This window comes from Photorhabdus viridis (assembly GCF_040256935.1).
Lineage (GTDB): Bacteria > Pseudomonadota > Gammaproteobacteria > Enterobacterales > Enterobacteriaceae > Photorhabdus > Photorhabdus viridis.
Genome location: NZ_JBEJZY010000016.1, coordinates 44,588 through 71,154, shown reverse-complemented (window position 1 = coordinate 71,154; position 26,567 = coordinate 44,588). Strand labels below are relative to the sequence as shown.

The following is a 26,567-nucleotide window of genomic DNA, read 5'->3' as shown; positions in this document are numbered from 1 at the left end:
GGTGACAAGCGGCAATTAATGCTTAATTAAATGGCAGTGATTTGTCCTTGATGATATTGCATCCAGGAGAGTTGCCTGAAAATCGCGCAATTATCCTGAACAGACAACATCCCTGAAGCACCATTGAGATGGAAATCACTTTGAAGTTGAACCTGACTGAACTGATTTGCTAATGACCAGGCATCAATACCCATAGCATAAAGGCGCATCAAAGAGTAATCATTGGCAAATTTACCGGCTGCTTGTTGCATCAGTGGCAAGTTAGCGCCAGTGATTAATGGAATATCGCTGAATTGCATTCCTTCCATTTCCAGACGGAAATCAGGACCGGCACTTGCCTGATTACTGCGGGAACTTGCATAAAGGGCTGGTTTATTACGGGAGCTGATTGCCATATCAATCATTGGCTTAATCAGCGTCAATTCATCTAAAGTGGAAACAATATAAACAGCGTCCACTGAGCCGCTGGCAGAGGTAGGAACGACATCTGTATTTATCTGGGGAATTTCCAGATCGCCAATAGTGGTTGATACAGGTTGATTGTTTGTTACATTAATGGCTGTTCCGGTCAGGCGAATACCTGTACCTCTATTAATTAACTGTTTCAGTTCAGTGGAAGAGCCAAAAGTTTGTTGCAGAACGGTATGCCCACCTTGTTTTTGCCATTCCAGTGCAAATGCCTTGGCAATCCGGTCACCAAAAGTACCCCGGGGAACGAGAATTAGAGGATTCTGTTTCTGTTGCTGCCAAATATGCTCCGCAGCATTTTTCGCTTCATCTTCTGGTGATAAAGAGAAATAACAGACATTGGGCCGGGGCTGTGCATTATCTAACTCGTTCAGCACCAGCATGTTTAATGAAGTATTCATCTGAACCAGTTTAACCACATCTGGTTTCAGTAACGGCCCGACAACTAAATTCACACCATCCTGTTCAGCCTGAATCAATAAATTTTCCAGTGGTTGGCTTGCCGTATCATAGATTTTGACCTGTTGTGTGTTAACCGGCACATTGGCTATAACCGGTGTTGACTGAACGGCTGGTGTTGTTGATTCAATGGGAATCTCTGCATTTGGCAGGGCATCGGCAGAGATCACTGCATCTGACGTATTATCGTTGATTGCTGTAGATAAATTTGCTGGGTTTTCTGTTGGCAGTAGTAGGGTTGGCAAACCAGCCTGAGCATCAAGAAAACCCTGGCGGATTGCTTCGCCGAATACTTTTGCCTGACCGCTTAATGGCAGGAACAGCGCAATATGGATGTCAGTGCCTTGCGACTGGATGGCGGCGGGTTGTAGCTGGGCTGGGAGTGACTGCGCGGCTGGGTTTTGTGGATAACGAATTTTCCAGTCACGGACAGCTGCTTGTAGTTTGTCAGAGTCCTGTTTGTTATCCTGATAGGCACTGAGTAAGTCCAGCCAGCCTTGCAGAATATTTTCATCAGCATTGATGACTAACTCACCGCGCTTTTGTGGTGAAAGACGGGTCAGCATTTGCCAGGTATCATCAATATTTTTTTGATGAGCGGCATTGTCTTTCAGAAGTGGCTCCTGAGCGATATAAGCACGGATGACATCCAGAGAAGGTTCGCCATTAGCGGCATCAATGATGGATTGATAACGGGCGATTTCTGTACTGACTTTATCCTGAGTTTGCAAAGGTTGTTGTCCCTGTTGGTCAGGTATGGAACACCCTGCGATGATCATAACTGCCAGCATAGCTGAACAGACTAAACCAGTTTTGATACGCACAAAAATTGAGGAAAGCATACTGTATCCAGCGATGTTTTTTTCAAAGATGCTCAATTTTAAATCGGTCATTCGGATGAAACAATGAATCAACCCAATCGAGCAGTGGTTACGACATCCACGCTATATGTTGTGCCAACCCCCATTGGAAACCTGGGTGATATCACTCAGCGTGCGCTTGAAGTTCTTGAGCATGTCGATCTGATTGCGGCCGAAGATACGCGACATACCGGCTTGTTGCTTCAACATTTTGCCATTAATGCGCGCATGTTCGCACTTCATGATCATAATGAACAGCAAAAAGCAGATCAATTAATTACAAAACTTCAGCAGGGGCAGAGTATTGCATTAGTCTCTGACGCGGGAACGCCACTGATTAATGATCCTGGTTATCATGTGGTTCGCCGTTGCCGTGAAGCCGGTATTCATGTTGTCCCTCTGCCTGGGCCTTGTGCGGCTATAACCGCATTGTCTGCGGCTGGTCTGCCATCAGATCGTTTCTGTTACGAAGGGTTTTTGCCGGCTAAGAGTAAAAGCCGGAAAGATACCTTACGGGCTTTGGAGCAGGAGTCTCGGACGTTAATTTTTTATGAATCCACTCATCGCCTAATCGATAGTTTAGAGGATATGGTTGATGTGTGGGGAACTGAACGTTATGTCGTTCTGGCACGGGAATTAACAAAAACCTGGGAGTCAATTCAGGGGATGCCGGCAGGTGAACTTCTGGCATGGGTTAAGGAAGATGAAACCCGTCGCCGTGGTGAAATGGTATTGATCGTTGAAGGTTATAAAAAATCGGGTAACGATGCTTTACCGCCAGAGGCATTAAGAACGTTGGCGCTCCTTCAGCAAGAGTTACCGTTGAAAAAAGCGGCTGCTCTGGCGGCAGAGATCCATGGGGTGAAGAAAAATGCGCTTTATCGCCATGCTCTGGGAGAGCATGAAGAGTAACAACCATTGTTGATAAACAAGGCAGATAATGAGTAAACGCCTATACATCGTTTGTTAAACCTCTTATAATCCGCCGCGGAGTTGACTAGACAGTCGCTGCTTTATCATTGTCCTTTTGGATGATAGATAGGGGAGAGGAAAGTCCGGGCTCCACAGGGCAGGGTGCCAGATAACGTCTGGGGGGTGAAAGCCCACGACCAGTGCAACAGAGAGCAAACCGCCGATGGCCTGCTTATTGCAGGATCAGGTAAGGGTGAAAGGGTGCGGTAAGAGCGCACCGCGCGGCTGGCAACAGTCCGTGGCACGGTAAACTCCACCCGGAGCAAGGCCAAATAGGGGTTCACTAGGTACGGCCCGTATCGAACCCGGGTAGGCTGCTTGAGCCAGTGCGCAAGTGCTGGCCTAGATGAATGATTGTCCACGACAGAACCCGGCTTATCGGTCAACTTCACCAATTTAGCCCCATCAGGTTTAGCCTTGATGGGGTTTTCACTTTCTCAGGCGGCCAGATCAATTAACAACCCCTGGAACTCAGTATCTGCTTTTAAAACCAGATAATTCTCTTCATGAATAAAAGCGCCATCTCCACATTTAATCAAAGCGTTATCCTTAGAATTGCCTTTTATTTTTATATTGCCGTTCAAGGATTGTAGATAAGCATTTTTTCCTTTCAATTGCAGATGGTGAGATTGGCTCTTATTAAGAGAAATATGATTTATCCACACTTGCTGGCGTAATTGCATACTGCCATCCTCTGCGGTTGGAGAGGCAAGCATTGTCAATGGTCGCTCTGGTAACGCCATCCGTTGCAACGGTAAGCTTTCCTGCTGAGGGAAGGCATTTAGCCAAAGTTGTAAGCGGGTCAGTGGCTTATTCGCACTGATATTATGTTCACTGTAGCTGATGCCTTGACGGGTAGAAAACAGTAAACATTCTCCCTTGCAGGCCCTGACATGATTGCCTTCACTGTCACGATATTCTGCTTCACCTCGTAGAATAATGTTTAGTATATCCACATGTGGATAAGATTTAGGCTGGAAAGCGGCTTTTGGTGCGATAACTTCCTGATTCAGTACACGTAGAGCGCCATAACCTAAAAACTTTGGATCAAAATAGTGACCAAATGAAAATGTATAACGGGCCTGTAGCCAACCATAGTCAGCTTTTCCACATTGCTTTGCTGTTCTATTTATAATCATGATGGCGGTTACCTTCAAAAAACACACACTAACGATAGTAATTATCTGGACGGCGAAATGTTAGCCAGTTAATCTGGTCACCATATTCAAATTTCCTGATTGAGAAAAATATGAGCAAAGAACGAGCGCTTACACTGGAATCTCTACGGGTCATGGATGCGATTGACCGGCGGGGAAGTTTTGCTGCGGCAGCTGATGAGCTTGGTCGAGTTCCTTCTGCACTTAGCTATACGATGCAAAAGTTGGAAGAGGAGCTGGATGTGGTTCTGTTTGACCGTTCGGGTCACAGAACCAAATTCACCAATGTTGGTCGTATGTTGCTTGAGCGTGGACGTCAATTGCTTGAAGCTGCGGATAAATTAACCGCTGATGCAGAGGCATTAGCGCGGGGTTGGGAAACTCACCTGACAATCGTTTGTGAGGCATTGGTTCCCGCTTCTTCATTGTTCCCATTGGTGAGCAAATTGGCTCAGAAATCGAATACCCAGCTCTCTTTATTGACTGAGGTCTTGGCGGGTGCATGGGAGCGGTTGGAAACGGGCCGGGCGGATATTGTTATTGCGCCAGATATGCATTTCCGTGCATCGGCAGAAGTGAATTCACGTCAGCTTTATAGCATTACCAATGTCTATGTTGCCAGCCCTGATCATCCTATTCATCAAGAACCGGAGCCTTTGTCTGATGTAACGAGGGTGAAGTACCGTGGTATTGCTGTGGCAGATACAGCAAGGGAGCGCCCGGTATTGACGGTTCAGTTATTAGATAAGCAACAGCGTTTAACGGTGAGTTCGCTGGAGGATAAACGTCGGGCTCTTTTGACCGGGTTAGGGGTTGCCACGATGCCTTATCCTATGGTGGAACAAGATATTGCGGCTGGTCGTTTACGGGTGATTAGCTCTGAATACAGCCACGAGACAAATGTCATTATGGCATGGCGACGAGACAGTATGGGGGAAGCTAAATCCTGGTGTTTGCGGGAAATTCCGAAATTGTTTGCTAACCGCTAAGATAGATGAAAAAGCCGGAAAAATCCGCCATGATCTTCCGGCTTTGTTATCTACTGTGAGAATATTCTTGCTAGGGCAGAATGATATTATTTTATTATTAGTATTATATGGGGTATTTTGAATATAGTAGTTATAATAGAAATCTAAAGTAAATAATCCATGTTTTTATAAGCGATTTATATGAGTTTAAATATTTTATCTCTATCAGTAAGATGAAAAGGTGAAATTTTTTGATTAAGATTATTGGGTTAAATAGAATGTTAAATAATTAAGAATAAAATATTATTGTAAGGTTTGATAATGAAATGTTTGTATTATTGCTGTTAATGATTATTCTGTTTTAATGGAGTTAAGTATTATTTTTTAATAATGTTAAATATGTGTTTTTTGATATTTTAATTAATGGGTTTAACTCCAGTTGAAAGTATGTTTTTATAGGGTTTATTTAGAAAAATATCGAAGTTTTAATGTTATTATTTAACTTGGTTGTTTTTAAGTTATTAATTAATTTTATATTATATATCCTGTATATTAAACTGCTTTTAGATCGTTAACCATAAGATAAATAAAGTTTTTATCTGGATAATATTAAAGGGTGAAAAATCTACAAAGTCATTGATGATGGTTTTTATGCAAATATATTTTGCTATTATATGAATTGATTGAAATTTATAGTGTTGTCATTAATGTTTTGGCGAAATGTATAATGTTTTATAGGAGCTAAGATATTTTAAAAGTTGGCTCTATTGATTAGATAAAGTAAACCGGAAAATCTGCTAGATTTTCCGGTTAGCTATTTATCTTGAAACTTAATATGAGATTGTTATCTGATAGGATAGTTGAGCAAAACGGGAATTTTATGGTTTTACTCTTTACCTAAAATTTTTATTTCTCAGATTCAGAACAGCAACAACAGTATATTACCAGTTTTTATTCATCAAGCGGTCAATACTGAATTTACCTGGGCCGATGATAGCCAGTAACAAGTAGCCACCGCCGATAGTCAGGTTTTTTAGAAACATAGTTTGGTTCATGCCTTCAGCAAAATTGCTGTGGAAAAGCAAGGCAGTCAGAATACAGAAACTAAAGGTAAATAGTGCGGTTGTACGGGTTAAAAAACCGAACAGAACAGCCAGGCCGCCACCCAGTTCAAGTAAGATAGTCAGCGGTAATAAAAAGCCAGGGACCCTCATCGCTTCCATATATTGTTGAGTGCTAACATAGTCATCGCCTAATTTTCCATAACCTGCAACGATAAACAGGATTGACATTAAAATACGGGCTAATAGCAAGGTTCTATCTTCAAATTTTTTCATTAATAACTCCAAAGGATACAGGTAAAATAGTGATGATTAGTCGGTGCTAACTTGCAATAGCACAATTTGCTAATCATTAACGAATGGAATGTATACTAAAGAGAGGAGAGCTTAGTTGTAAGCAAGGATTATTAACAATTTTATACAAAGTTTTTGAATGTAAGTAATGTTGTTGATAATCAATAAGATATATTATGAAGAATTATTACTTCTTCCTTTTAAGTATCTTCAATGCACCAATGACTTGGCGGGTCCAGTGATAGAATTTCACTGGGTGACGAAGACCATATAAAGAGATGGTACTGGCTCCGAGTAGCAAATAAGGTTTTAATGACAACAGTTTTTGCCAGCCTTTGTCATAAGGCTCGATGATATTTCGCCAGTGTTGAGTATCGTTGGAAAGTATCAGTCGTTGTAACTGGATATTTTTGAGCAATTGTTGTTTTTTCAGTTTTCTTTTTTGGCTCTGTTTACTCATTACTGTGATCCTCCAGCATCTCTCTATCAACCTTTAATTGCTCGCGGGTTGCGTTGAGTAATGTTGAATGACGGGATTTCTTGATGGTCCATATCAGGCCAATGAGCGCCAGGGTCAGTAAAGTACCTGTGGTGATAGCTAATGCAGTAAGACGCCAGGTTGGATCAACAGCCAAAAAAATCATAACAAGCAAACACATCAGGCCAAAAGCGGTAAACAGCAATGTCAGACCGACCATTAATATCAGTTGTATCAGGGTTGCTTTCTCCTTTTCCAGTTCTACAACGATCAGTTGTAAGCGGGTTTCTACCATCCCGATAATGATGGAGGCAATGCGTTGAAGAGAATCAAGGACCCCTTTACCGGGGCCTTGAGATTTGGATGGGTGGTTCATATTAGCGTTTAGCCAATAATACACCTAATACGACAGCTGCTGCTGCACCGATGCCGATACTTGTCCACGGTTTTGCGTGAACGTAATCATCAACATGACGAGCCATCTCTTTAGTTTGCATAACGACTTTATCACTGACAGTGCCAAGTTTCATGCGAGTTTCTTCGAGCAGGCTTTCTACTTTGCTGCGGATTTTTTCCAGTTCGGTGTCGGATTTATCACCGGAATTTTTGATCACTTCCTCCAGTGTTTTCGAGAGGGATTTTAATTCAATGCGTAAGTCTTCAGCGGTTTTGTTATGTACCATGTAAATTACCCCTTATTTAGGTGTGTATATTTGACTTAATTAGTCGATTTTCCAGATGCTGGAAAAGACTATCCTTAAATATAGCTTATATTTTGGAAGGTGAATGAAAAACATTAGCGTTATTTCACTATTCTGCCGCAAACGATACTTTTGTCTGCGACAGAGGGAGATTTAAGAGATTTTCAGAAGGAATTACTTTTTTTGAGGGGATTGGCACGTTTTTTTACGTAATACAACTAACAAACTGCCGCTAAAACCAATAATTAGTAAAGCAAGTGGTAGTAATATCAGGAAATTCATAACCAGATCTTCATACTGACGGAAAATGGGGGTTTTGCCGAGAGCATAGCCTAAAGAGGTCAGGATAACGACCCACAGGAAGCCACTGAGCCAGTTAAAAAACTGGAAACGGCTATTTTGCAGACCTGTCAGGCCCGCAAGTGTTGGCAGCAGGGTTCTTATAAAGGCGAGGAAACGACCGATAAGTAAAGCAGACAGGCCATGGCGGTGAAAAAGATTGTAAGCTCTCTGATGATAATGAGCTGGGAGGTGGGAGAGCCAACCTTGTACCATCCTGGTATTTCCTAACCATTTCCCCTGGAGATAACCGACCCAGCAACCTAAGCTTGCTCCGGTGGTCAATATAACAAGCGTTACAGGGAAGCTCATTGCACCTTTGGCAATTAATACGCCAACCAATATAAGTAAGCTATCTCCTGGTAAAAATGCCGCGGGAAGCAGGCCATTTTCAAGAAAGAGGATCAAGAATAGCATGATATAAATGGCCCATAGTAGGGATGGATTGGCCAGAGTTTCATAATCTTGGTGCCAAAGTGCATATATAAGTTCTTTTACTATTTCCATCAGGTGTTCCTAAAATGCCTTTGTTCGTTCATCCTGAAAGCACGGGGCTAAACTGATTAAACTGTATCCTGTTTTAGTTATTTGGCCGGTTATAACGCCTTTTCAATCCGTTGAAAGAGTTAAATGGTGCGGCCTGCGACACTGTAACAAAATCAAGGGTGACTAAACAGAAAATTTTGGTGATCAATTGAACATTGATTGAAATGGAATAATAAATTGATTTAATCAGATTAGTTTATTAGATTTTTTATTTAAATTAATTGCTATTTTTTCACTATCTTGACTATTTTCTTTGCGGCTTATCGGTTATTGACGCATTCTACTAATGAGTCAATATTTTCTCAGTGATAGATTGATTCTTGCGTGAATTTGATTTATTTTTCACCACAGCAAAGGGGAGTAACTTCCTTGTCGGTTTATCGTCATTACGATGCAATAGCATCCGGTAGCCGGGCAACCTTGAACTGATACCTGATGGTACATTTTCTGTGTTGTAAGTGAGACCTTGCCAGAAGGCGAGGGTTGCTTGCAATACATTCATCTCCATTATGTGGGGAAGAGATATAGCAACGGCTGGCGTCTTCTGAGATTTCAGCCGTTTTTGTTTATGTAGAGAAAGAAAATGAACTCAGTGGGTAGTCCTGTTTTATGGGGAAGTTTCGCCGTTTTAATTACGATTATGCTGTTGCTGGATCTGCTCTTACAAGGGCGGAAGAAAGAGCAGGCAATGTCATTTCGTCAAGCTGCTGTCTGGAGCGTAATTTGGGTAAGTTTGTCGCTCTTATTTGCATTAGGATTATGGTGGTATTTCAGAGAAACTGTAGGGGAAGCTGTTGCTAATAGTCAGGCAATGGCTTTTCTTACGGGTTATTTACTTGAAAAAGCACTTGCTGTTGATAACGTATTTGTCTGGCTGATGCTGTTCAGTTATTTTTCCATTCCGGCAAATTTACAACGTCGGGTGCTTATTTACGGTGTCTTAGGCGCAATTGTGTTGCGTACTGCGATGATCTTTGCAGGGAGTTGGCTGGTTTCTGAATTCAGTTGGATACTCTATCTGTTTGGCATCTTTCTGCTGGTTACTGGCGTTAAGATGGCGTTGGCAAAAGAAGATAATACTCCGGTAGGTGATAAACCTTTTGTTCGTTGGTTAAGATCGCATATTCGTATGACGGATAATCTGCACGGAGAACGTTTCTTTGTTAAAGAAAATGGTTTGTTATATGCGACGCCATTGATCCTGATTTTGATTATGGTTGAAATCAGCGACGTTATTTTTGCTGTAGACAGCATTCCAGCTATTTTTGCAGTAACAACAGACCCTTTTATTGTTCTGACTTCTAACCTTTTCGCTATCTTAGGATTACGTGCAATGTATTTTCTGTTGGCTGGTGTGGCAGAGAAATTCACAATGCTGAAATATGGTTTATCAGTCATTCTGGTATTTATCGGTATTAAGATGCTGTTAATGGATATTTATCATATTCCTATGGGCGTTTCTCTGGGAACTATTGCGAGTATTTTAACAATAACAATGATTATTAATGTTTGGCTAAATAAATATAAAGCTAAAGAAATCCAGTAATCAGGTAACTATTTTTTAACAGATAACCCTATATTCCTGAAAAAGAATATAGGGTTTTTTCTGGTCTTAAGTTACTGAAAAATGGTTAAACATAAAAACAAATAATTGTGCTTTGTAAATGTGTAAATTGCTGTTTCGATCACACAAATGTGAATGTATTGTTAATAAGTGCTGGCAGGGTTGTATATTTTAACTGTTTATACTTTTCACCCTTCTTGGTTTCCCTATACTGAGACAGCAAACACAGAAAATACAAGTTTAGTAGAACAGTTAATAAAATGGGTCAGTTATGGAAAAACAAAAGCGTGGCTTCGTGCATTACATTGCACAAGGGAGCTTAGTTAAACAAATTTTGGTCGGTTTAATTGCAGGGATACTGTTGGCGTGGTTGGCGCCTTCGGCTGCTAAGTCAGTCAGCTTGCTTGGGTCGTTGTTCGTTGGCGCTTTAAAAGCAGTAGCCCCGGTGTTGGTATGGATTTTGGTTATGTCTTCTATTGCTAACCATAAAGAAGGCCAGAAAACCAATATTCGTCCAATTATTGGCCTCTATATTCTGGGTACTTTTTCCGCCGCTTTAGTTGCTATGGCCGGTAGTTTTATGTTCCCGTCACAACTGGTGCTGGTTGTCAATGATGCTCAGATGTCTCCTCCTGAAAACATTATGGAGGTGATTAAAGAGGTATTGGGTAATATTGTCGCTAATCCGGTGAATGCGTTACTGAATGGTAATTATGTCGGTATTCTTGCCTGGGCTATTGGTTTGGGGATCGCATTGCGTTACGCGAAGGATTCAACTAAATCTCTGATTTATGATATGTCTGAAGCGGTTACTCAGATTGTTCGGGTCGTAATCCGTTGTGCACCTGTTGGTATCTTCGGCTTGGTGTCTTCAACTATCGTAGAGGCTGGTTTTAACACTTTGCTGGGATATGCCCAACTGCTGGTTGTGCTACTGGGTTGTATGCTGGTTGTCGCACTCGTTGTAAACCCACTGATTGTTTATTGGAAAATTCGCCGTAACCCTTATCCACTGGTATTTGCTTGCTTGCGTGAAAGTGGCGTGACGGCATTTTTTACTCGTAGTTCGGCTGCGAATATTCCGGTGAATATGGCTATGTGCCGCCGGATGAATCTGCATGAAGATACTTATTCGGTTTCCATCCCGTTGGGGGCAACGATCAATATGGAGGGCGCTGCGGTGACGATTCCGATATTGACTCTGGCCGCAGTAAATACGCTTGGGATACCCGTTGACCTGCCTACAGCATTGTTGTTAAGCGTGGTTTCTGCTATTTGTGCCTGTGGTTCTTCTGGTGTAGCGGGTGGTTCCTTACTGTTGATCCCTCTGGCCTGTAGTATGTTCGGTATTTCCAATGAAATTGCTATGCAGGTTGTGGCAGTCGGTTTAATTATTGGTGTATTGCAGGATTCGGCAGAAACTGGCTTGAACTCTTCTACCGATGTACTGTTCACCGCTGCTGTTTGTCAGGCTGAGGATGACCGTCTGGCATCGGATCAGCTAACTCAGCGGAATTGATTGAAGTTTTCCGGTTGAAGTTAAAAAGGCAGTAATAGTTAAGAAGAGTAAAACATCCGCGCCAGGAATGGCGCGGTTTAAGCGTTTACTGCATCTTTATGGTCTGCCTGTGACTGCCATTATTTATTGTCAGATTTTAAGCCCCAATCGGGTGCCCTGATTGATAGCCCGTCGAGCATCCAGTTCAGCAGCAACATCTGCGCCACCAATAATATGTACGGTTTTTCCCGATTGTTGTAACGGCTGATGCAATTCTCTCAGCGGCTCTTGTCCGGCACAAATAACGACGTTATCTACGGCAAGACAGCTCTGTTCCCCATTACAGCTGATATGTAATCCCTGATCATCTATTTTCAGATATTGCATATTGTTGAGCATTTTCACGCCGCGCATCTGTAGACTGGTTCTGTGTACCCAACCTGTTGTCTTACCTAATCCTTCACCTACTTTGGTTGGTTTACGTTGTAACAGATAAATTTTTCGGGGGGAGGGTTCTGGTTTCGGGCCTTCAGGAGATAAACCACCACGATGTATCAGATTCTGGTCAATGCCCCACTCTTCGCTGAAAGCGGTACAATCAAGGCTAGTACTCTTTTCTGGTTGACTCAGATATTCTGCGGTATCAAAACCAATTCCACCTGCGCCAATGATAGCCACACACTGACCGACATTTTGCTTATCTCTGAGTACATCTAAGTAGCTCAGTACTTTTTCGTGATGAATACCATCAATGGTGAGTTGGCGAGGCACAATACCACTGGCGATGATCACTTCATCGAAATCGGAGAGTATTTCCGTCGTTGCGGTCTGGTTCAACCGCACATCAACATGATGGATTTCTAATTGACGCTGAAAATAACGTAATGTTTCATGAAACTCTTCTTTACCGGGGATCTGTTTGGCAATATTGAATTGCCCGCCAATCTGCCCATTACGTTCAAACAGAGTGACGTGATGACCACGGCTGGCAGCCGTCACGGCAAATGACAATCCAGCAGGCCCAGCACCGACAACAGCCAGTTTTTTAGGCAGGATAACCGGTTCGGCTGCCATTTCTGTTTCGTGACAAGCACGGGGATTAACCAAGCAAGAGGCTATTTCACCGACAAAAATCTGATCCAGGCATGCCTGATTACAGCCAATACAGGTGTTTATCTCATCAGCTCGTCCTTGTTGGGCTTTTAGAACGAATTCAGCGTCCGCCAGAAAAGGCCGCGCCATGGAAACCATATCCGCACAACCTTGTGCCAGCGCTTGCTCTGCAATTTCTGGATCATTAATCCTGTTTGTTGTGATCAATGGAATTGAAACTTTCCCCATTAGATTTTGCGTTACCCAACTGAATCCGGCGCGGGGAACCATAGTGGCAATAGTTGGAATTCGTGCCTCATGCCAGCCGATACCCGTATTGATAATAGATGCTCCCGCTTGTTCAATGGCGACGGCTAATTGCTCGATTTCCTGCCAATCAGAACCCTCTTCGACTAAATCCAGCATTGAAAGCCGGTAAATCAGAATAAATTCCCGTCCGGTTGCCTGGCGGACTGCTTTGACAACCTCCACAGCAAAGCGCATTCGATTTTCGAAACTTCCACCCCATTGATCCTGGCGGTGGTTGGTGCGGGTAGTCAGAAATTGGTTAATCAGGTACCCCTCAGAACCCATGATTTCTACACCATCATAACCTGCTTGTTGTGCCAGTTGCGCACAGTGAGCGAAGTCAGCAATGGTTTGCTGAATGTCTTCCTCTGTCATTTCACGGGGCATAAATGGGTTAATCGGCGCTTGAATGGCAGTAGGGGCGACAAGATTCGGCTGGTAACTATAACGGCCGGTATGCAGGATTTGCATGGCAATTTTTCCACCAGCCTGATGAACCGCGTCTGTAATAACTTTATGATGGATAAGGTCTTTTTCATCTACCAGAAATGCTGCGCCTTTTCCTATAACACCTTGTTTATTTGGAGAAATTCCGCCTGTAACAATCAATGCTACGCCTCCGGCTGCCCGTTCAGCATAAAAGTGGGCAAGTCTCTGGGCGCGATCGGGATGTTCCTCTAACCCGGTGTGCATTGATCCCATTAGAATGCGGTTTTTCAGTGTGGTGAACCCCAAGTCTAAAGGGGTGAACAGGTGAGGATAGTGGCTCATTGCAATCTCCGTCGGGTGTTTGTCAATCATAACCAAGTTATTGTTATTGTGTCCGAAACCACGAGGAGAAAACATCAGGTGGTCGGATGAGATGGAGGTTTAAATCTAGACGGAATGAGGTTAATTGGGAAAAAAATGTTAAACGAATGTGATGTATATCATAAAATCTCGCTCAGTCATAAAGTTGATAACCCGAGGGGTTGGAGGATAGGGTGATGTCTTCTATTCTTAACTTATTTATTAACGCCAACGATTATTATGAAGAAACAGATGACTGAATGGGTAACACTGGAAGGGAAAGGGGTTATTCTTGAACCTTTGACGCACCAGCGGCATGATGAGTTTGTACGGGCAATTGAAGAGGGTGAGCTACATAGATTGTGGTACACCAATATTCCTTCACCGGATGATTTGAGCAAAGAGATTGATCGCCGTTTATTTTTATATGAGGGAGGCGCCATGCTGCCTTTTGCTGTTGTTGACCACTGGACAGGCAAAGCCGTTGGAATGACCACTTATATGAATATTGATTCTCATGCCCGCCGGGTGGAAATCGGTTCTACCTGGTATGCGCGTTCTGTTCAGCGGACACATATCAATACAGAAGCTAAGTATTTGCTATTGAAATATGCTTTTGAGGAATTGGATTGCATTGCTGTAGAATTTCGTACTCATTTTCTTAATCACCAGAGTCGGAAAGCGATAGAACGGCTGGGTGCGAAACTTGATGGAATTTTGCGGAGTCATGCTTTATCTAAAGATGGCAGTGTCAGGGATACTTGTGTTTACAGCATTATTAATGGTGAATGGTCTGCGGTTAAAAACCATCTTGAGTGGCAGATGGTTAAACCAAGATAGAAGCTATTTCAAAAACCAGGCTATGCCATACTGGGTGGCAGCCTGATTCTAATTTAATTTGAAGGCAGAGAATCCTGCATTCCATTATCCAGCTCATCCAGTAATTGATAACGGCGACGATATTCAGCTCGCTTCTTACTGGCGATATCTTCAAGAGATTTTCTTTCAATAGCTAATGGTAGGTGGAAATCTTTATTTTTTCCCCTTTCTCCACCTAATGATTTCCAGAAAGAGTCGTAATCAGCCACTAATTTGTCTTTCTTTTTATGCCAATAACGCAGGCTTTTATAGATGTGTGTATCATTGCTGGCAGCCAGAATTTGCTGACAACCAAAGTGGGCAGCAAAACGGCAAACAGATTCAAGAAGTAAGCGTTTTGGAAATAATCCATAACAATCTTTCGTGGCATTGCGGATAATTTCAAGGGTTGTATCTTCTTTAGAACCTTGTAGTCCACCAATAAATAGTGTTTTTTTACCCGCAACAGTCAGTAGTGTAAAGGCACATCTTGCCAGAGTTTTATTATCTTCTGTTCCAATAAATAAGGTAAGCTCACCCTCTTTGTTGAAACAGTCCATGGAATCTATAAAAATAGTGTAAGTTCCACTCTTACCATTGATAACCGCTAATGGATATGCATTGGAACAAAATATTTTATTAATAATAGACTTATTCAGCCCAGTAAATAACAACTGATAGTGTTCATTTATTGCGCGCAACGTTTGCCCTTTGTTGAAGTTAATACTCAGATAAGGGCGATGTAGCTTAGAAGGCAAACAAGGTTGTTTCTTCAAAATATCCAGATAAAACGGTGTATTAACTATCTGGTTTAATAATTTTAGCGTCGATATTGGCATCAGAGCGCTACGCAAAGCAAACTTAGTGCGATTCTGTGCAGAATACCAGTGAGGACTGGGACTGATTTTTTTTCCGACTAAATCTGTGAACAGTCGAATGCCTGAGCTGGTGGGTTGATACATATATTCCATTTCTTTAATCTAGTTATATAAAATACAGGAGGGAAGATGACTTAAACCTACTGAGTATACTCTTTTAGTATTAAACGATACTTCAACAGATGTCTCTTTGTGTTTTTTTAAGATAAAAAAAACAATGATTTTTTAATAAATTTTTAGCAATTAATAATATTTTTCTTGTTTGTTTATTATTTGTTTGGTTTTCTATAACGTTTTTTGGTTGTAAAAGTATGCCAAAAAATATGGAAGGAGCGGTTATGACTTGATGTGATACATGCACTGTATGACAAATTTAGCGAGCCAGTATTGGTTGTAAATAAATCATATTGGATATGTTCGTTTTGGAATTAGTTTGATTTAATTATTAGTAAAATTAATGCTTATTGTTTGATTTTTGCTATTAACATCACTATGAAATAGCTGGATGATTTCATGTTTTATTCGTTATATCATTTTATTATGAAATTAATTTGACACTTGCAGGGTATGTATTTCGATTTTATTATTGATTAATATTTATGTGTTAGCTCACTTCACAGAAAGGCCATTAATAATGGATGAGATGCTTATTCTTGTTGATAAATATGACAATCCCATTGGTTCTGCGGGAAAAATGGATGTTCACCAGAAAGGTATGTTACACCGGGCCTTTTCTATATTTATTTTTGATAAAAAAGGAAATTTACTACTACAAAAACGGGCAGCAACAAAATATCATTCGGCCGGGCTTTGGACCAATAGCTGTTGCGGCCACCCTCGGGTTGGCGAAGTACTGGATACCGCAGCACACCGGCGTCTTGGTGAGGAGATGGGTTTTGATTGTCCATTGAAAAAAGTTTTGTCATTTATTTATCATGCCACACTCCCTAATACTTTGATTGAATACGAATATGATCATGTTTTTATCGGGCAATTTGATAAAGAACCGATAATTAATTCTGACGAGGCATCCGATTACAAATGGGTTAATCCACTGAAATTGAGGGAATTAATTAATAAGGCTCCTGGGGAATATACAGTTTGGTTTAAAAAAATCATTGATAGCCTTTCGAATCAAGATATTAAGGATTGGCAAAGGCAGCTCTGATGGCAATGTAATTTATCGGTAATCACAGAATTGAATTATTAGATATGAATGCCTCATTGAAATTTACCAATACGCTGCAAATCCTGACAAATAAGGTTGCCGCACCTTTTAAAACCATTTAATAAGGAAAACCTCATGAGTAGCTTTAATAATGTGTTTTACACTTAGGAGCAGTGTTGTGCCGCCCATACGCACCACAACACTGGTACGCCGGAGAACGCCAGCGCGATAAGGAACTCGGCCTATAAATCCGATGGATTGAAACAGAAGTATTCGCCTGTGATTGGCTAGGTTGATTGGCCTCTCTTCGATGAGATTTATTTTTACCCTTTCTATATGGCAAACAAAATTGTTGACGAGGTAAGCATAAATGTTTGCTGTGTTTGTATGTTCAACAGAATGGAGGAGTGGTGAAGCAAAGCGAGTTTAGACGGTGGCTGGAAGCTCAAGGCGTCGAAGTTTCAAATGGGACAAACCATCTGAAACTGAGATATCAGGGGAAACGAAGCATTATGCCGAGACACCCTGGCCAAGAGATCAAAGAGCCGCTGAGGAAAGCAATCATTAAGCAATTAGGATTGTGATAAAAAACCGCCTCGCAAGGGGCGGGTTCTCGCACAGGTTCACCATTAAAAATATGCGATATCCAGTCACACTAGAGCCAGTAGAAGAGGGCGGTTATTTCGTCTCATTCCCGGATATCCCCGAAGCTTTAACCCAGGGGGATACACGGGAAGAGGCGCTGGAGATGGCACTCGATGCGCTAATAACCGCTTTTGAATTTTACTTCGAAGATAATGAAAAAATCCCGCTTCCTGGCCCCGTAGGGCAGGATTATGTTGATGTGCCCTTAAGCGTGGCCTCTAAGGTGCTTATGCTCAATGCGTTTCTTGATTCCAAGTTAACGCAAATTGAATTAGCCAACCGTATGGGGGTGAAAAAGCAGGAAGTGACTCGTATCTTTGATTTACGGCACTCAACTAAAATTGATACGGTGGGTAAGGTCGCATCGGCTATCGGACATCAGTTAACTTTGTCCATTGAATGAAAATCACCATTAATTAACAGGCTGCGTTAAGACGTGGCCTTTTTTATATCCTGATAAACCGCAACTAGACGCACACAGCACTGTTATCAATCAAACCAATACGTACCAGGTTAATAGAGTGGTATCAATCAGCGCTACGGGTTCGTGTTTTGATGGTCCGAGTGACGGTTTGTCTTGCTGCGCTTATGACGAAATAGTGGTTAAAGCACTGGCGGAACAGACTGCTGCCCATACGCACCACAACACAGGTACGCCGGAGAACGCCAGCGCGATAAGGAACACGGCCTATAAATCCGATGGATTGAAATAGAAGTATTCTCCTGTGATTGGGTGAATATCATTCCATTTGTATGAGCTTTTTTACGCTATGACATAGGTTGATAACACCTTTTTTAAGGTGTAGACTGATTATGTTAGCAGGAGAATGTCGCGCTAGAACCGAGGCTACAAATCTCGTATAGCACAAAGACAAATTGCCCTATCTAAGGGTTAAAATAAAAAACCAACCTCACTAGTTGGTTTTTTATTTTTATCTACTCATCATCTTAATTGATTGAATCATTTGAAAATAAACCTATAATCAACGGCTGTTAGTTTGGGGTAGTGTTCTGACCTGTGTATCTCTGACGCAAGTTTTCGTAAGTCCTGGCTGAGTACAGGTGGTGCTGATTCAGTGCCTCGGTCAGAGCGCGATATTCTCCTGCTAACAACACAGATGAGGGCCAGCCGGACAGGCAGCGTAAAGGCAATGGCTGGTTAAGTCGTGCTCCTAACTGGAGCAAACGGGTGAAAGCATTTATTGACACTGCTATCATCGTTCTCAAAGCGTTAACCGCGCTTTTAGAGCTGATCCGTGCATTTCTGAAATAGGAGACCATAAAAATCTGTGGGGCATTTTTTAACTCACGATAAATTAAGCAATTAAGTGTGATTATCAGGATGGTTAGAACCCCTCAATCGCCAAAATTCTCTGTAACCTGATTTGCTAAATTATTTTATCCAACTCTCATCAAATCCATGCCCCACACATTTTTACGCTCTCCTAATACAGTTCATTGAACGTGAATACTATCTTCCAAAGGTAATCTAACTATTGGGTGCATGACCATTACATTCTCCTAATAACTACTTATTGGCTAAAACAATCACAGGAACAGCCTCGTGTCGCACCACAAATTGATGTACAAGCTTGACAGTTCGCCTACTTTGATTCAGTGCCTGTCAGATCAGATTGCGATTAGTCCGTCAGTCTCCCTCGGTAATCACATTCATACAGTTCATATTAACGATGTATTGCAATAAATCCCGCTTCTAATCCATGGGTCTCTATACCTTCTGGCATTGTCTCTCCTACAGTTACTAGACGATCTACTGCTGGATACTTTAAATTTGGACGCCAACTCACCGTTAATTGCCCACCACTATGGTGAGTTAATGCTTTTTCAGGTATAACCATCCCTTGTCCATTACGATAAGTGACAATATTAACTTTGGCGCTCATACCGGGCCTAATAAAATATTCCTTATTCATAGATGAAATCACTTTAATCACAATATCGTAATAAATTCCCGATCCTGGTGCACCTGTGCTTACACTTTGCATAGCAATAGTTTCAATTTCTCCATCGAGTACGTGATTAGCGAATCCCTCACCGCTAATTTTAACAGTCTGTCCTTCTTTCAGTTTAGAAAGATCTGATTCCTCAACCTGTGCCAGTACTTGATATTGTGCTGTATCCATAATTTCTAGTAGGGCCATTCCTTCTGTAATCTTAACACCGGGTTGGAGTATTACAATTCTTCCATTCTCTCCTTGTGTCGTTCTAAGCACAACACCTGAAAATGGTGCTCTAATTTCTTTATGAGCGTATTGTTCCTGTAAAGCTTGATAACGACTAGTTACATTCTGCAATTCCATCTCTGCCACCTGTACGTTACTAGCATTTCCTTTTTGTCGGATTGATGTAAGATCCTCCTGTGCTGAAGCAAGCTCCATCAGTTGCCTACGAACTTGTTGTTCAAGGGTTTCTACTTCCATTTTAGGAATGATCCCTCGAGAAAAAAGCGTCTGTGCTTTTGCGAGCATATTCTTCGACTCCATCGCCATATGGTTCGCATTTTCAACATTTCTTCTGGCTCGAATAACTTCTTGACCGCTCTCCCAATTATGTAATTGATCAACGACCGACGAAGCTTTAATCATTTCGACTTTAGCTTGTCTAAGATCCATATCCAACTTTCTGGTATCTAATGTAACTAATATCTGACCAGCAGTTACTTTTTGCCCTTCTTTAACCAATACTTGTGCAATAATGGCATCGAATGGTGTAGGTATAGTTTCAAGACGCCCAGATTGCAGTTTACCAACTAAATCAAGTCGCTTTTCTATCGGGATATATTTCACTTCGAACCATTGCGTAGGTTCTTGATCTGGCGATTGTCTGGAGAGTAAGAACAGGAAAGTAAAACAAAAGGCTACAGCTACAAATATCCCTGAGATAACCCATCGATAACGTTTAATCATTGAGAGTTACCTCCCAGCTTTCTAGCGTAGTACCAAGAATTTGGTCGAGTTCTGCTTGCGAATCAAGGTACTGAATCAGTGTATTCAAACGAGCATTTTCGGCATTTCTCAGATCAGTTTCGAAACTCAGCACTTGAAAATTACTAGAGCGCCCAACTTGTAATTTTTCCTGTTCAATTTCTAGTTTCTTTTGTGAAAGTGAATGAGCTTTTATTGCAAGCTGGTATTCCTGCCACCGCGATTCGGTGTCACGAATCGCATTAATGACCCTTTGTTCCAAATTTATTTTTACTTCCTCGATATGTAATGCTTGTCTCTGAACATTAACTTTGGCTTGAACTTCCTCTTGTTTATGTGACATATCACCGATAGGAATATCCAGCTGTATACCGACATAATTTTCCCAGTTTCGTTTTTCAGAAGACGATGAGCGATACTGGGAAGCCCCCCCCACCAGAGATAAATCCCATAATTGATTATCCTTGGCTTGCAATAACTGGATATCTGCTGCTTTTGCAGAAAGTAATTGAATAAGATAATTCGGCTGTTGTGATTGTGCTTTTTTAATTGATTGTTCGATATTTAAACTAATATGAGTGCCTGTTGGTGTATCACTGGCATGAATGGGAGTTTTGAGACTCAGTGCGAGTAATTTAAGTAATTCTAATTTTGCTGTATGTACATTATTTTCAGATTCTTTTGCTGAAAGCTCCTGCATGGCTAGATCAGCCTGTGTTTGTATAATATCAGCTTCGGCCATTCTGCCAGCACTAATCAATTCTTTGTTAGTATCGATTAATTTTTGCATACGCTTCAAAGCAGCAATCGATAACGCTTGTCGTTCCTGTGCACGGAGTACTGCATGATACGCCAAAATAATTTGTGTAATTGAATCAGAAACCGTTGCTTTTAAATTCAGCCGATTAGTTTGTTCTCGTAGTTTTGCCAATAAAATGGGAGCATTATTAACATCGCTTCCTGCACCACGTAAAAGTGGCTGTATCATTACAATACTTGCCCCATCGTTGTGAAGATTATTTACTCCTGACTTATTATTCTCACGTGTCCAAGAAAGGGTAAAACGAGTTCCTAGCGGAGTAAGCAGCGTAGCATTAGGAAACAATTTAGTATTCCTAAAATCAACATCCTGATTTTTGCCTGTAGTATAGCGGCCACTGAGTTGCAGCTTAGGTGTAAATCTGTCTTCCTCCACTCGTAAATCAAATTTTTGTGCAATTCGATCCAGGTAATTACTCCGAATTGCATAATTATTCCTTAAACCAAGCGATATTACATCGCTCAGCGACAGATTAATGACTTCTTTTGATGTCTCTTCGTGAAGGTTGTAATCAAGCCCTGATAAAACCAATTGCCCCTGTTCAAGTGCTAGAAGATCTGTTCGGGGGAAAAAAACACACAAAATAAAACAACCATAACGAAAATATTTTTTAATCATCACGTAATGCCTGTACGGGTTCCATTTTTGAAGCTTTAAGTGCAGGATAAAAACCGGAGATAAGTCCTACTGTAATAGAACCTCCTATCCCTAAAGGAATAGATGAAGCGGCCAGAGAGAATGCCCAGCCAGAGTAAAGAACAAACAGGATGGAAACTATAATACCTGTTAATGTTCCTATTATTGCTCCAGAAAAAGTCAGTAATGCTGCTTCATACAAAAAAAGACGTTTAATATCTTGTTCTCTTGCCCCTAACGCCATACGCAACCCAATCTCTTTTCGTCGAGACGAAACATTCATCATCATGATATTTGAAATAGCGATACCACCAGAGAGTAATGAAATGCTGGCCAGCCCTATTAACATAAAAGAAAAGGTACTACTTTGTTCTGCTAGCCCTTCTAATAATTGCTGTGGTATCTGAACATCAATGTCCACTGCCGGAAATTTGAGTTTGAGGAACTCCAACACCTCCTTGGCATCTGTTTCTATAGTTGTGGTTGTTATTGTACGAACGATGATGCCATTTATATCAGTATTGGATGATATTTTTCGGATTGCATCTATAGGAACAATTACTGCGGAATCTAAAGAAACAGGAAAGATGGGATTTCTCCCTTTCGTATTTATAATACCAATTACGGTGTATAAATAATTGCCAAGTTGAATCTGCTTGCCAAGTACACTGGAAGCCTCTCCTTTACCCAGATTGTTAGCTACTTCATTTCCAATGACCAGATAAGGTGAGTGCTTATCATAATCAGAAATAAAGCGGCCGTAATGGAGCTGCAATTGCATAACTTTTTCTAATTCTGGAGAAGAGCCTATGATAGTGAATGTTGTTGTTTTTCCGTTATAACGACCGGGAGAAGCAAAATGAATCCAAGGTGCTGTAGAAGATAAGCTGGGAATAGCCGTTGTCAGACCAACCATTTTAATTGATGAATGATCAATACCATGATGGTAAGAATTCAGGTTGGCTGTAAAAACATTAATATCCAACCCACTGAACACTTTTAATGCAGCCAAAGTCGTGTTATGCCCGATATTCACAAATGCCACAACTGATGCACAACCAATAATTATACCTGATAATGCAAGAAGGGTACGTCTTACCATTGAGATTAAATTGCGACAAGCTTCTCGCCATATCATAACTCCCTGTATACCATAGTTGCCCGATTGACAATTATCCGGCATGAATAGTTATTCCTCTAGTAACATGTAATTGACCATCAATCATTCGAAATTCCCGCTGCATGTGATTTGCAACTATAGGATCATGGGTGATAACAACCAGCGTCATCGCATTGTTTGTGTGAAGAGAAGAAAGCAATAATAGAATTTCTTCTGCTGTTTTCTGATCGAGATTTCCAGTTGGTTCATCGGCCAACAATAATGAGGGTTCTCCTACCAAAGCTCTGGCCAGAGCTACTCGTTGCCGTTGTCCACCAGATAAATCAGCCGGGTAATGAGTCGCTCGATGTGAAAGCCCAACTAAATGTAGTTTTTCTTTGGCGATTTTATAGGCTTGTGAAGCAGTAATACCCCGATAAAGTAGCGGCAATGCAACATTTTCTGTCGCAGTCATTCCAGCCAATAAATGGAAGCCTTGAAAAACAAAACCAATTTCTTTATTGCGCATTCTGGCTCGTGAGTCAGAATTGGCTGTTGACATATCAACACCACAAAGAAAATATTCACCGGAGGTAGGTTTATCTAGCAAACCAAGAATATTCAGTAAAGTACTTTTGCCTGAACCTGATGCACCGACAATGGCACAACTTTGCCCGGAAAAAATTTGGGCTGTGATATTTTTCAGAACGGGTATTTGACTTTCTTTTCCATGTTGGTAAACACGAGTTAACCGTTGCATATTGATAACAGGTGACTCTGATATTATCGACTGAGTAGAGTTTATAAGACCCATCATTTTTATTTTTATAATCTCTTTACTCATTAAAATGATAAGATATGTAGCCGTCATTCCGCGCCAAATATAGGAATTTGTTTCACAGGAAATGGCTGCATGATCACGACAATTAGTATCATTTTCGTGCTTTTATACTTTTCAGAGCATTTTTTAACGATTTTGATAAAGAGTGACTTTTTGCGCTAAAGCAACACTTTCTATCTTTTGGGTATAGATCCGTTGATTCTCTGATGAATTATAAAAAAATAGAACCGAAAATCATCTAATAATTAGTTATAAAAAGCTCAAAATTAATTATTTTTTATCAAATTTTGTGATTACCATCACTAATTTTAAATCAAAAAATAGGTGCGGAATGACGGATGTAATTATTGAGGGATTGCACCATCATAAGATAGTGCAATTTTATTTTTTATCTATAGATAGCTATATTCATAGCGAAACCGTATGGCTTACCATACTTTTCGCCACTTAATGAAATACTGCAATCAGTACCAGGAGTTAATGGCTCCCCTTTAGAGGTATATACTGGACCATAATTATTCGAGTAATAACCCGCAGTGAAACGGCAACGGTGTTGACCATCTTTAGTCTCATAAGTAACGGATGTAGAATAACTCGAGCTTTGTCCACCAATTGAAATTACTCCAGATGTTGTTTCACTAGGGGCAGTTCGTGAGGGATAATCTGAATCACCGTCTACTTTTCTTAATTCTTGTCCACCATATACACCAAATTGTACCTTTCCATCTGTCCATCCGGCAAAAGAGGAAAAAGAGGAAAAAGAAGTGGCTACTAGAGTACTAACTAAAGTAAGTTTTAAAAATTTTTTCATGAAAGTTTCCTTTTTGTTTTTATTGATAATAATAGATGGGATAATAGAGTAGAAGGTACTATCCTGAATCTAAGGTTATTTTTTGTTAATTCTCAAGATAAACAATATTACCTTTTGGTATTTTGTTCTCTTTATATAATTCTTTTGAAGAACCCGTTTTCCAAAAATAATTATCATTGCCATCATCTATTGCTATGATAATATCAGTTTCCATATAATTATAGAGATTATTATAATTTGTTTCTTTAATTTTTATAATAGATTCTTCTTGATATTTTATAACTTCAAATTTATATTTATTTTCTTCATCAAGAGTAATCCCTTTCGATTTTTTTTCAGATTCACTCATTCCTGAAATAATCGTAAGTTTTGACTGTGCATCTATTATTTTTATTTCTTTATCTGAAGCAATGGATTTTTTATCAAAGACATCATTGTTAAATTTAGTATCATTAACAGATAGTTGCTTATAGGCAGCGATACGTTCTGCTGAGGTATAATGACCTGTTTCATCATAAGCTATGGAGGATAAAGCTTGGCGACTTAATGAGTCAAATGGACTAGTTCCTTTTTTTCCTTCAAGAGCGGATCGTATATAATCAGCAGCTTGTTCGGATAATGCCAATCTTGCCTTATCAGCTTTTTCAGGTACATCTTTAAGAAAATCAGGTTCGGTGCTATCACGAGTAAAAAAATAAATATCATACAGTTTTTCTATATCTATCCTATTTGTATTATTCACACTAGATACTGTATTAGATTTTATTTGATCTAAAAAGGATTGATGCAAAGAATGTTCAGATAAAATTACTTTACTAGTATTAGTATATTCAATACCAGATGGATTATATGGTGCACGTTTTGAAATATTAAGATTTAGGTTTTCAATCGACGAATTTAATATGCTAATATTGCTTATGTTAGTCATTACTTCTTCTCCATGAAATACCACTGTTACTGACTGAATAATAACCGATTCCTGTTTACCAATAAATTTAATTTTTAAATAAATTTTTATGATCCGGTATATAATCCGACAATGAGTGGTTAAAGTGTATTAAGTTCACGATCATTATCGGTAAATTTTCCAGAATGTTTAATGATTTATAAAAATAACAACCCTTTTATTTCTATTGAAATAATTTCAATGGGTTAATATAATGTACAATATATAAGTGCCTAATAGTTATAACTAATCGTTAATATGAAATCATGATATTCCTTCACTCAATAACTGTCAAGAAGAGGAATCATAATCAATAAATAAAATTTCTGTATAAACTTATTACAGAAAAATAGATCTAAATCATGGCAAGAACCTAAATATACCCAAGAAACTTCAAGATGCAGTTTTTAGCACCTGAAAATGGTCGTTAATTCTAGACATCAGAGAGTCCGCTATATCCGGTAGCGTTGTGGTGAAAAATTTGAAGACTTTGTCTCGAAATTCATGTTTATCAGCGAAATAACGGTTATTTCGAACATGTTCATTCATGACCTTCCATAATCGCTCTATCGGGTTTAAATTTGGGCTATAGGGAGGAAGGTAATGTAACTCAATATTGCTAACATAAGCCCACTCCTTCACAAGATGAGCTTTGTTGTAACCCGCCCCATCCACAATAAGGAAAGCGTAAAAATGTGTGGGGCATGGATTTGATGAGAGTTGGATAAAATAATTTAGCAAATCAGGTTACAGAGAATTTTGGCGATTGAGGGGTTCTAACCATCCTGATAATCACACTTAATTGCTTAATTTATCGTGAGTTAAAAAATGCCCCACAGATTTTTATGGTCTCCCACGAATGCACCCTGTGGCAAATAAGGGTGCAATGCTGTGCGAGAGATGAGGGTCGGCCCCTCGGAGGCGGTGTCCAGACGCAGCCTTCAAACTACCCTGAGCTGCTGCTGTTAAGAGCGGTGGTGGTGAGCGTCAGGGAAAAGGCGCAGTCAGATGCGTCATGTATGTGTTGTGAAGATGAACGAGAGTGAACTGTAGATGCAGTGTCGAAAGGAACAAGATGATGTCAAAAACGCGCTTTCTAAGCGGCGTGTGATAAGTCCAGCGGTTATCTGGTTACTGGCTGGGCGGCATCCGGCATATAGGCATATAGACAGCATGAGCACAACACAGGCTCTGGCATGGAACGTGGGAACCTGTCGTCCCGATGTGAAGGGAGCGGCGTCAAGCAGAAAACCTGCAAGCGCCTGAGTACCGAGGCGGGGCACAGGGGCAGATGGCTCCGTAGTAGTGATGAAGCGTCTGTAATGGACGTGGAGCGAAGGGGGCCAGTCGTTGGGGTTGTATTAC

The 26,567-nt window shown here is 40.7% G+C and carries 29 protein-coding genes and 1 other RNA gene; 12 read left to right on the top strand and 18 right to left on the bottom strand.

Translation table 11 applies throughout. The features are described from left to right. Positions 1-26: 26 nt before the first annotated feature. Positions 27-1,769: a penicillin-binding protein activator gene (locus ABR397_RS08820; protein ID WP_350305410.1), complete on the bottom strand. Its 1,743-nt coding sequence runs from the start codon at positions 1,767-1,769 to the stop codon at positions 27-29. Positions 1,770-1,832: 63 nt separating this feature from the next. Here ABR397_RS08820 and rsmI point away from each other — a divergent pair, with 63 nt between their 5' ends. Together rsmI and rnpB are read left to right on the top strand one after the other, a co-directional pair. Continuing rightward, a complete protein-coding gene (gene rsmI, locus ABR397_RS08815) occupies positions 1,833-2,699 on the top strand; it encodes a 16S rRNA (cytidine(1402)-2'-O)-methyltransferase (RefSeq protein ID WP_350305409.1) in 867 nt (288 codons plus the stop codon). Between the two features lie 77 nt (positions 2,700-2,776). Beyond that, positions 2,777-3,153, top strand: an RNA gene (gene rnpB, locus ABR397_RS08810) — RNase P RNA component class A. Between the two features lie 43 nt (positions 3,154-3,196). Here rnpB and ABR397_RS08805 read toward each other — a convergent pair. After that, positions 3,197-3,898, bottom strand: a complete 702-nt coding sequence (locus ABR397_RS08805; protein WP_350305408.1) for a pirin family protein — start codon at positions 3,896-3,898, stop codon at positions 3,197-3,199. Positions 3,899-4,008: 110 nt separating this feature from the next. Between ABR397_RS08805 and ABR397_RS08800 the strand changes: the two genes are divergently transcribed. Beyond that, complete coding sequence (locus ABR397_RS08800; RefSeq protein ID WP_350305407.1) at positions 4,009-4,905, top strand: LysR family transcriptional regulator; 897 nt, start codon at positions 4,009-4,011, stop codon at positions 4,903-4,905. Between the two features lie 920 nt (positions 4,906-5,825). Here ABR397_RS08800 and ABR397_RS08795 read toward each other — a convergent pair. The 6 genes from ABR397_RS08795 to ABR397_RS08770 form a co-directional block, all read right to left on the bottom strand. Beyond that, positions 5,826-6,221 (bottom strand): DoxX family protein, encoded by a 396-nt coding sequence (locus tag ABR397_RS08795; RefSeq protein ID WP_350305406.1) that lies wholly within the window; start codon positions 6,219-6,221, stop codon positions 5,826-5,828. A 205-nt stretch (positions 6,222-6,426) separates the two neighbouring features. Continuing rightward, positions 6,427-6,699, bottom strand: a complete 273-nt coding sequence (locus ABR397_RS08790) for a YqjK-like family protein (protein WP_350305405.1) — start codon at positions 6,697-6,699, stop codon at positions 6,427-6,429. Beyond that, positions 6,692-7,093 carry a phage holin family protein gene (locus ABR397_RS08785; protein WP_350305404.1) on the bottom strand — a complete coding sequence of 134 codons (402 nt, stop codon included), beginning with the start codon at positions 7,091-7,093 and terminating at the stop codon, positions 6,692-6,694. The genes ABR397_RS08790 and ABR397_RS08785 overlap by 8 nt, the downstream gene beginning before the upstream one ends. Position 7,094: 1 nt before the next feature. Further along, positions 7,095-7,400, bottom strand: coding sequence for a DUF883 family protein (locus ABR397_RS08780; RefSeq protein WP_350305403.1), 306 nt, complete (start codon positions 7,398-7,400; stop codon positions 7,095-7,097). Positions 7,401-7,592: 192 nt separating this feature from the next. After that, positions 7,593-8,264 carry a DedA family protein gene (locus ABR397_RS08775; RefSeq protein WP_350305402.1) on the bottom strand — a complete coding sequence of 224 codons (672 nt, stop codon included), beginning with the start codon at positions 8,262-8,264 and terminating at the stop codon, positions 7,593-7,595. A gap of 322 nt (positions 8,265-8,586) precedes the next feature. Then, positions 8,587-8,796: a hypothetical protein gene (locus ABR397_RS08770; protein ID WP_350305401.1), complete on the bottom strand. Its 210-nt coding sequence runs from the start codon at positions 8,794-8,796 to the stop codon at positions 8,587-8,589. Positions 8,797-8,886: 90 nt separating this feature from the next. Between ABR397_RS08770 and ABR397_RS08765 the strand changes: the two genes are divergently transcribed. Both ABR397_RS08765 and sstT read left to right on the top strand, forming a co-directional pair. After that, positions 8,887-9,849, top strand: coding sequence for a TerC family protein (locus tag ABR397_RS08765; RefSeq protein WP_350305400.1), 963 nt, complete (start codon positions 8,887-8,889; stop codon positions 9,847-9,849). A gap of 289 nt (positions 9,850-10,138) precedes the next feature. Beyond that, positions 10,139-11,386, top strand: coding sequence for a serine/threonine transporter SstT (sstT, locus tag ABR397_RS08760; RefSeq protein WP_350305399.1), 1,248 nt, complete (start codon positions 10,139-10,141; stop codon positions 11,384-11,386). A gap of 129 nt (positions 11,387-11,515) precedes the next feature. Here sstT and ABR397_RS08755 read toward each other — a convergent pair whose 3' ends face one another. Next, positions 11,516-13,537 (bottom strand): NADPH-dependent 2,4-dienoyl-CoA reductase, encoded by a 2,022-nt coding sequence (locus tag ABR397_RS08755; RefSeq protein WP_350305398.1) that lies wholly within the window; start codon positions 13,535-13,537, stop codon positions 11,516-11,518. 270 nt (positions 13,538-13,807) lie between these two features. On the opposite strand from ABR397_RS08755, the gene ABR397_RS08750 reads away from it, so the two are divergent. After that, positions 13,808-14,395 carry a GNAT family N-acetyltransferase gene (locus ABR397_RS08750; RefSeq protein ID WP_350305397.1) on the top strand — a complete coding sequence of 196 codons (588 nt, stop codon included), beginning with the start codon at positions 13,808-13,810 and terminating at the stop codon, positions 14,393-14,395. Positions 14,396-14,448: 53 nt separating this feature from the next. On the opposite strand, the gene ABR397_RS08745 is transcribed toward ABR397_RS08750, so the two are convergent. Then, entirely contained in the window at positions 14,449-15,375 is a 927-nt protein-coding gene (locus tag ABR397_RS08745; RefSeq protein ID WP_350305396.1) for a VirK/YbjX family protein, read from the bottom strand. Positions 15,376-15,925: 550 nt separating this feature from the next. On the opposite strand from ABR397_RS08745, the gene idi reads away from it, so the two are divergent. From idi to ABR397_RS08725, 4 genes are all read left to right on the top strand, one after another. After that, on the top strand, positions 15,926-16,459 hold the full coding sequence (gene idi / locus ABR397_RS08740; protein WP_350305429.1) for an isopentenyl-diphosphate Delta-isomerase: 534 nt from the start codon (positions 15,926-15,928) through the stop codon (positions 16,457-16,459). A 410-nt stretch (positions 16,460-16,869) separates the two neighbouring features. Continuing rightward, positions 16,870-17,043 carry a type II toxin-antitoxin system HicA family toxin gene (locus ABR397_RS08735; protein WP_350305395.1) on the top strand — a complete coding sequence of 58 codons (174 nt, stop codon included), beginning with the start codon at positions 16,870-16,872 and terminating at the stop codon, positions 17,041-17,043. A gap of 53 nt (positions 17,044-17,096) precedes the next feature. Further along, on the top strand, positions 17,097-17,507 hold the full coding sequence (locus ABR397_RS08730) for a type II toxin-antitoxin system HicB family antitoxin (protein ID WP_036808644.1): 411 nt from the start codon (positions 17,097-17,099) through the stop codon (positions 17,505-17,507). 118 nt (positions 17,508-17,625) lie between these two features. Further along, on the top strand, positions 17,626-17,817 hold the full coding sequence (locus tag ABR397_RS08725) for a hypothetical protein (protein ID WP_350305394.1): 192 nt from the start codon (positions 17,626-17,628) through the stop codon (positions 17,815-17,817). Between the two features lie 280 nt (positions 17,818-18,097). Here the strand turns inward: ABR397_RS08725 and ABR397_RS08720 are convergent, their stop codons facing one another. Beyond that, complete coding sequence (locus ABR397_RS08720) at positions 18,098-18,313, bottom strand: hypothetical protein (RefSeq protein ID WP_350305393.1); 216 nt, start codon at positions 18,311-18,313, stop codon at positions 18,098-18,100. Here ABR397_RS08720 and dinQ point away from each other — a divergent pair. After that, positions 18,306-18,377 (top strand): damage-inducible type I toxin DinQ, encoded by a 72-nt coding sequence (gene dinQ / locus ABR397_RS08715; protein WP_407072871.1) that lies wholly within the window; start codon positions 18,306-18,308, stop codon positions 18,375-18,377. The two genes, ABR397_RS08720 and dinQ, sit on opposite strands and share 8 nt — an antisense overlap. Before the next feature lie 412 nt (positions 18,378-18,789). Here the strand turns inward: dinQ and ABR397_RS08710 are convergent, their stop codons facing one another. From ABR397_RS08710 to ABR397_RS08680, 7 genes are all read right to left on the bottom strand, one after another. Then, positions 18,790-20,031 (bottom strand): HlyD family secretion protein, encoded by a 1,242-nt coding sequence (locus ABR397_RS08710; protein WP_350305392.1) that lies wholly within the window; start codon positions 20,029-20,031, stop codon positions 18,790-18,792. Next, positions 20,024-21,487, bottom strand: a complete 1,464-nt coding sequence (locus ABR397_RS08705; protein ID WP_350305391.1) for a TolC family protein — start codon at positions 21,485-21,487, stop codon at positions 20,024-20,026. The genes ABR397_RS08710 and ABR397_RS08705 overlap by 8 nt, the downstream gene beginning before the upstream one ends. Continuing rightward, positions 21,480-22,688 carry an ABC transporter permease gene (locus ABR397_RS08700; protein WP_350305390.1) on the bottom strand — a complete coding sequence of 403 codons (1,209 nt, stop codon included), beginning with the start codon at positions 22,686-22,688 and terminating at the stop codon, positions 21,480-21,482. Before ABR397_RS08700 ends, ABR397_RS08705 begins: the two co-directional genes overlap by 8 nt. Next, positions 22,678-23,418 (bottom strand): ABC transporter ATP-binding protein, encoded by a 741-nt coding sequence (locus ABR397_RS08695; protein WP_350305427.1) that lies wholly within the window; start codon positions 23,416-23,418, stop codon positions 22,678-22,680. Before ABR397_RS08695 ends, ABR397_RS08700 begins: the two co-directional genes overlap by 11 nt. A gap of 415 nt (positions 23,419-23,833) precedes the next feature. Further along, positions 23,834-24,256, bottom strand: a complete 423-nt coding sequence (locus ABR397_RS08690; protein ID WP_350305389.1) for a hypothetical protein — start codon at positions 24,254-24,256, stop codon at positions 23,834-23,836. Between the two features lie 85 nt (positions 24,257-24,341). Continuing rightward, positions 24,342-25,184, bottom strand: a complete 843-nt coding sequence (locus ABR397_RS08685) for a hypothetical protein (RefSeq protein WP_350305388.1) — start codon at positions 25,182-25,184, stop codon at positions 24,342-24,344. A 411-nt stretch (positions 25,185-25,595) separates the two neighbouring features. Continuing rightward, a complete protein-coding gene (locus tag ABR397_RS08680) occupies positions 25,596-25,943 on the bottom strand; it encodes a transposase (RefSeq protein ID WP_350305387.1) in 348 nt (115 codons plus the stop codon). Between the two features lie 312 nt (positions 25,944-26,255). Here ABR397_RS08680 and ABR397_RS08675 point away from each other — a divergent pair, with 312 nt between their 5' ends. After that, entirely contained in the window at positions 26,256-26,468 is a 213-nt protein-coding gene (locus tag ABR397_RS08675; RefSeq protein ID WP_350305386.1) for a hypothetical protein, read from the top strand. The last annotated feature ends 99 nt before the right edge of the window (positions 26,469-26,567 follow it).

What these genes read in the sequence shown, in the direction of transcription:
- rsmI (WP_350305409.1), top strand. Translation starts at nt 1,833, where the DNA reads ATGAATCAACCCAATCGAGCAGTGGTTACGACATCCACGCTATATGTT.
- ABR397_RS08700 (WP_350305390.1), bottom strand. Translation starts at nt 22,688, where the DNA reads ATGCCGGATAATTGTCAATCGGGCAACTATGGTATACAGGGAGTTATG.
- ABR397_RS08675 (WP_350305386.1), top strand. Translation starts at nt 26,256, where the DNA reads ATGCAGTGTCGAAAGGAACAAGATGATGTCAAAAACGCGCTTTCTAAG.
- ABR397_RS08695 (WP_350305427.1), bottom strand. Translation starts at nt 23,418, where the DNA reads ATGGGTCTTATAAACTCTACTCAGTCGATAATATCAGAGTCACCTGTT.
- ABR397_RS08790 (WP_350305405.1), bottom strand. Translation starts at nt 6,699, where the DNA reads ATGAGTAAACAGAGCCAAAAAAGAAAACTGAAAAAACAACAATTGCTC.
- ABR397_RS08690 (WP_350305389.1), bottom strand. Translation starts at nt 24,256, where the DNA reads ATGAAAAAATTTTTAAAACTTACTTTAGTTAGTACTCTAGTAGCCACT.
- ABR397_RS08705 (WP_350305391.1), bottom strand. Translation starts at nt 21,487, where the DNA reads ATGATTAAAAAATATTTTCGTTATGGTTGTTTTATTTTGTGTGTTTTT.
- ABR397_RS08750 (WP_350305397.1), top strand. Translation starts at nt 13,808, where the DNA reads ATGACTGAATGGGTAACACTGGAAGGGAAAGGGGTTATTCTTGAACCT.
- ABR397_RS08800 (WP_350305407.1), top strand. Translation starts at nt 4,009, where the DNA reads ATGAGCAAAGAACGAGCGCTTACACTGGAATCTCTACGGGTCATGGAT.
- ABR397_RS08775 (WP_350305402.1), bottom strand. Translation starts at nt 8,264, where the DNA reads ATGGAAATAGTAAAAGAACTTATATATGCACTTTGGCACCAAGATTAT.
- ABR397_RS08745 (WP_350305396.1), bottom strand. Translation starts at nt 15,375, where the DNA reads ATGTATCAACCCACCAGCTCAGGCATTCGACTGTTCACAGATTTAGTC.
- ABR397_RS08730 (WP_036808644.1), top strand. Translation starts at nt 17,097, where the DNA reads ATGCGATATCCAGTCACACTAGAGCCAGTAGAAGAGGGCGGTTATTTC.
- idi (WP_350305429.1), top strand. Translation starts at nt 15,926, where the DNA reads ATGGATGAGATGCTTATTCTTGTTGATAAATATGACAATCCCATTGGT.
- ABR397_RS08765 (WP_350305400.1), top strand. Translation starts at nt 8,887, where the DNA reads ATGAACTCAGTGGGTAGTCCTGTTTTATGGGGAAGTTTCGCCGTTTTA.
- ABR397_RS08820 (WP_350305410.1), bottom strand. Translation starts at nt 1,769, where the DNA reads ATGCTTTCCTCAATTTTTGTGCGTATCAAAACTGGTTTAGTCTGTTCA.
- ABR397_RS08780 (WP_350305403.1), bottom strand. Translation starts at nt 7,400, where the DNA reads ATGGTACATAACAAAACCGCTGAAGACTTACGCATTGAATTAAAATCC.
- sstT (WP_350305399.1), top strand. Translation starts at nt 10,139, where the DNA reads ATGGAAAAACAAAAGCGTGGCTTCGTGCATTACATTGCACAAGGGAGC.
- ABR397_RS08710 (WP_350305392.1), bottom strand. Translation starts at nt 20,031, where the DNA reads ATGATTAAACGTTATCGATGGGTTATCTCAGGGATATTTGTAGCTGTA.
- ABR397_RS08755 (WP_350305398.1), bottom strand. Translation starts at nt 13,537, where the DNA reads ATGAGCCACTATCCTCACCTGTTCACCCCTTTAGACTTGGGGTTCACC.
- ABR397_RS08785 (WP_350305404.1), bottom strand. Translation starts at nt 7,093, where the DNA reads ATGAACCACCCATCCAAATCTCAAGGCCCCGGTAAAGGGGTCCTTGAT.
- ABR397_RS08795 (WP_350305406.1), bottom strand. Translation starts at nt 6,221, where the DNA reads ATGAAAAAATTTGAAGATAGAACCTTGCTATTAGCCCGTATTTTAATG.
- ABR397_RS08805 (WP_350305408.1), bottom strand. Translation starts at nt 3,898, where the DNA reads ATGATTATAAATAGAACAGCAAAGCAATGTGGAAAAGCTGACTATGGT.
- ABR397_RS08685 (WP_350305388.1), bottom strand. Translation starts at nt 25,184, where the DNA reads ATGACTAACATAAGCAATATTAGCATATTAAATTCGTCGATTGAAAAC.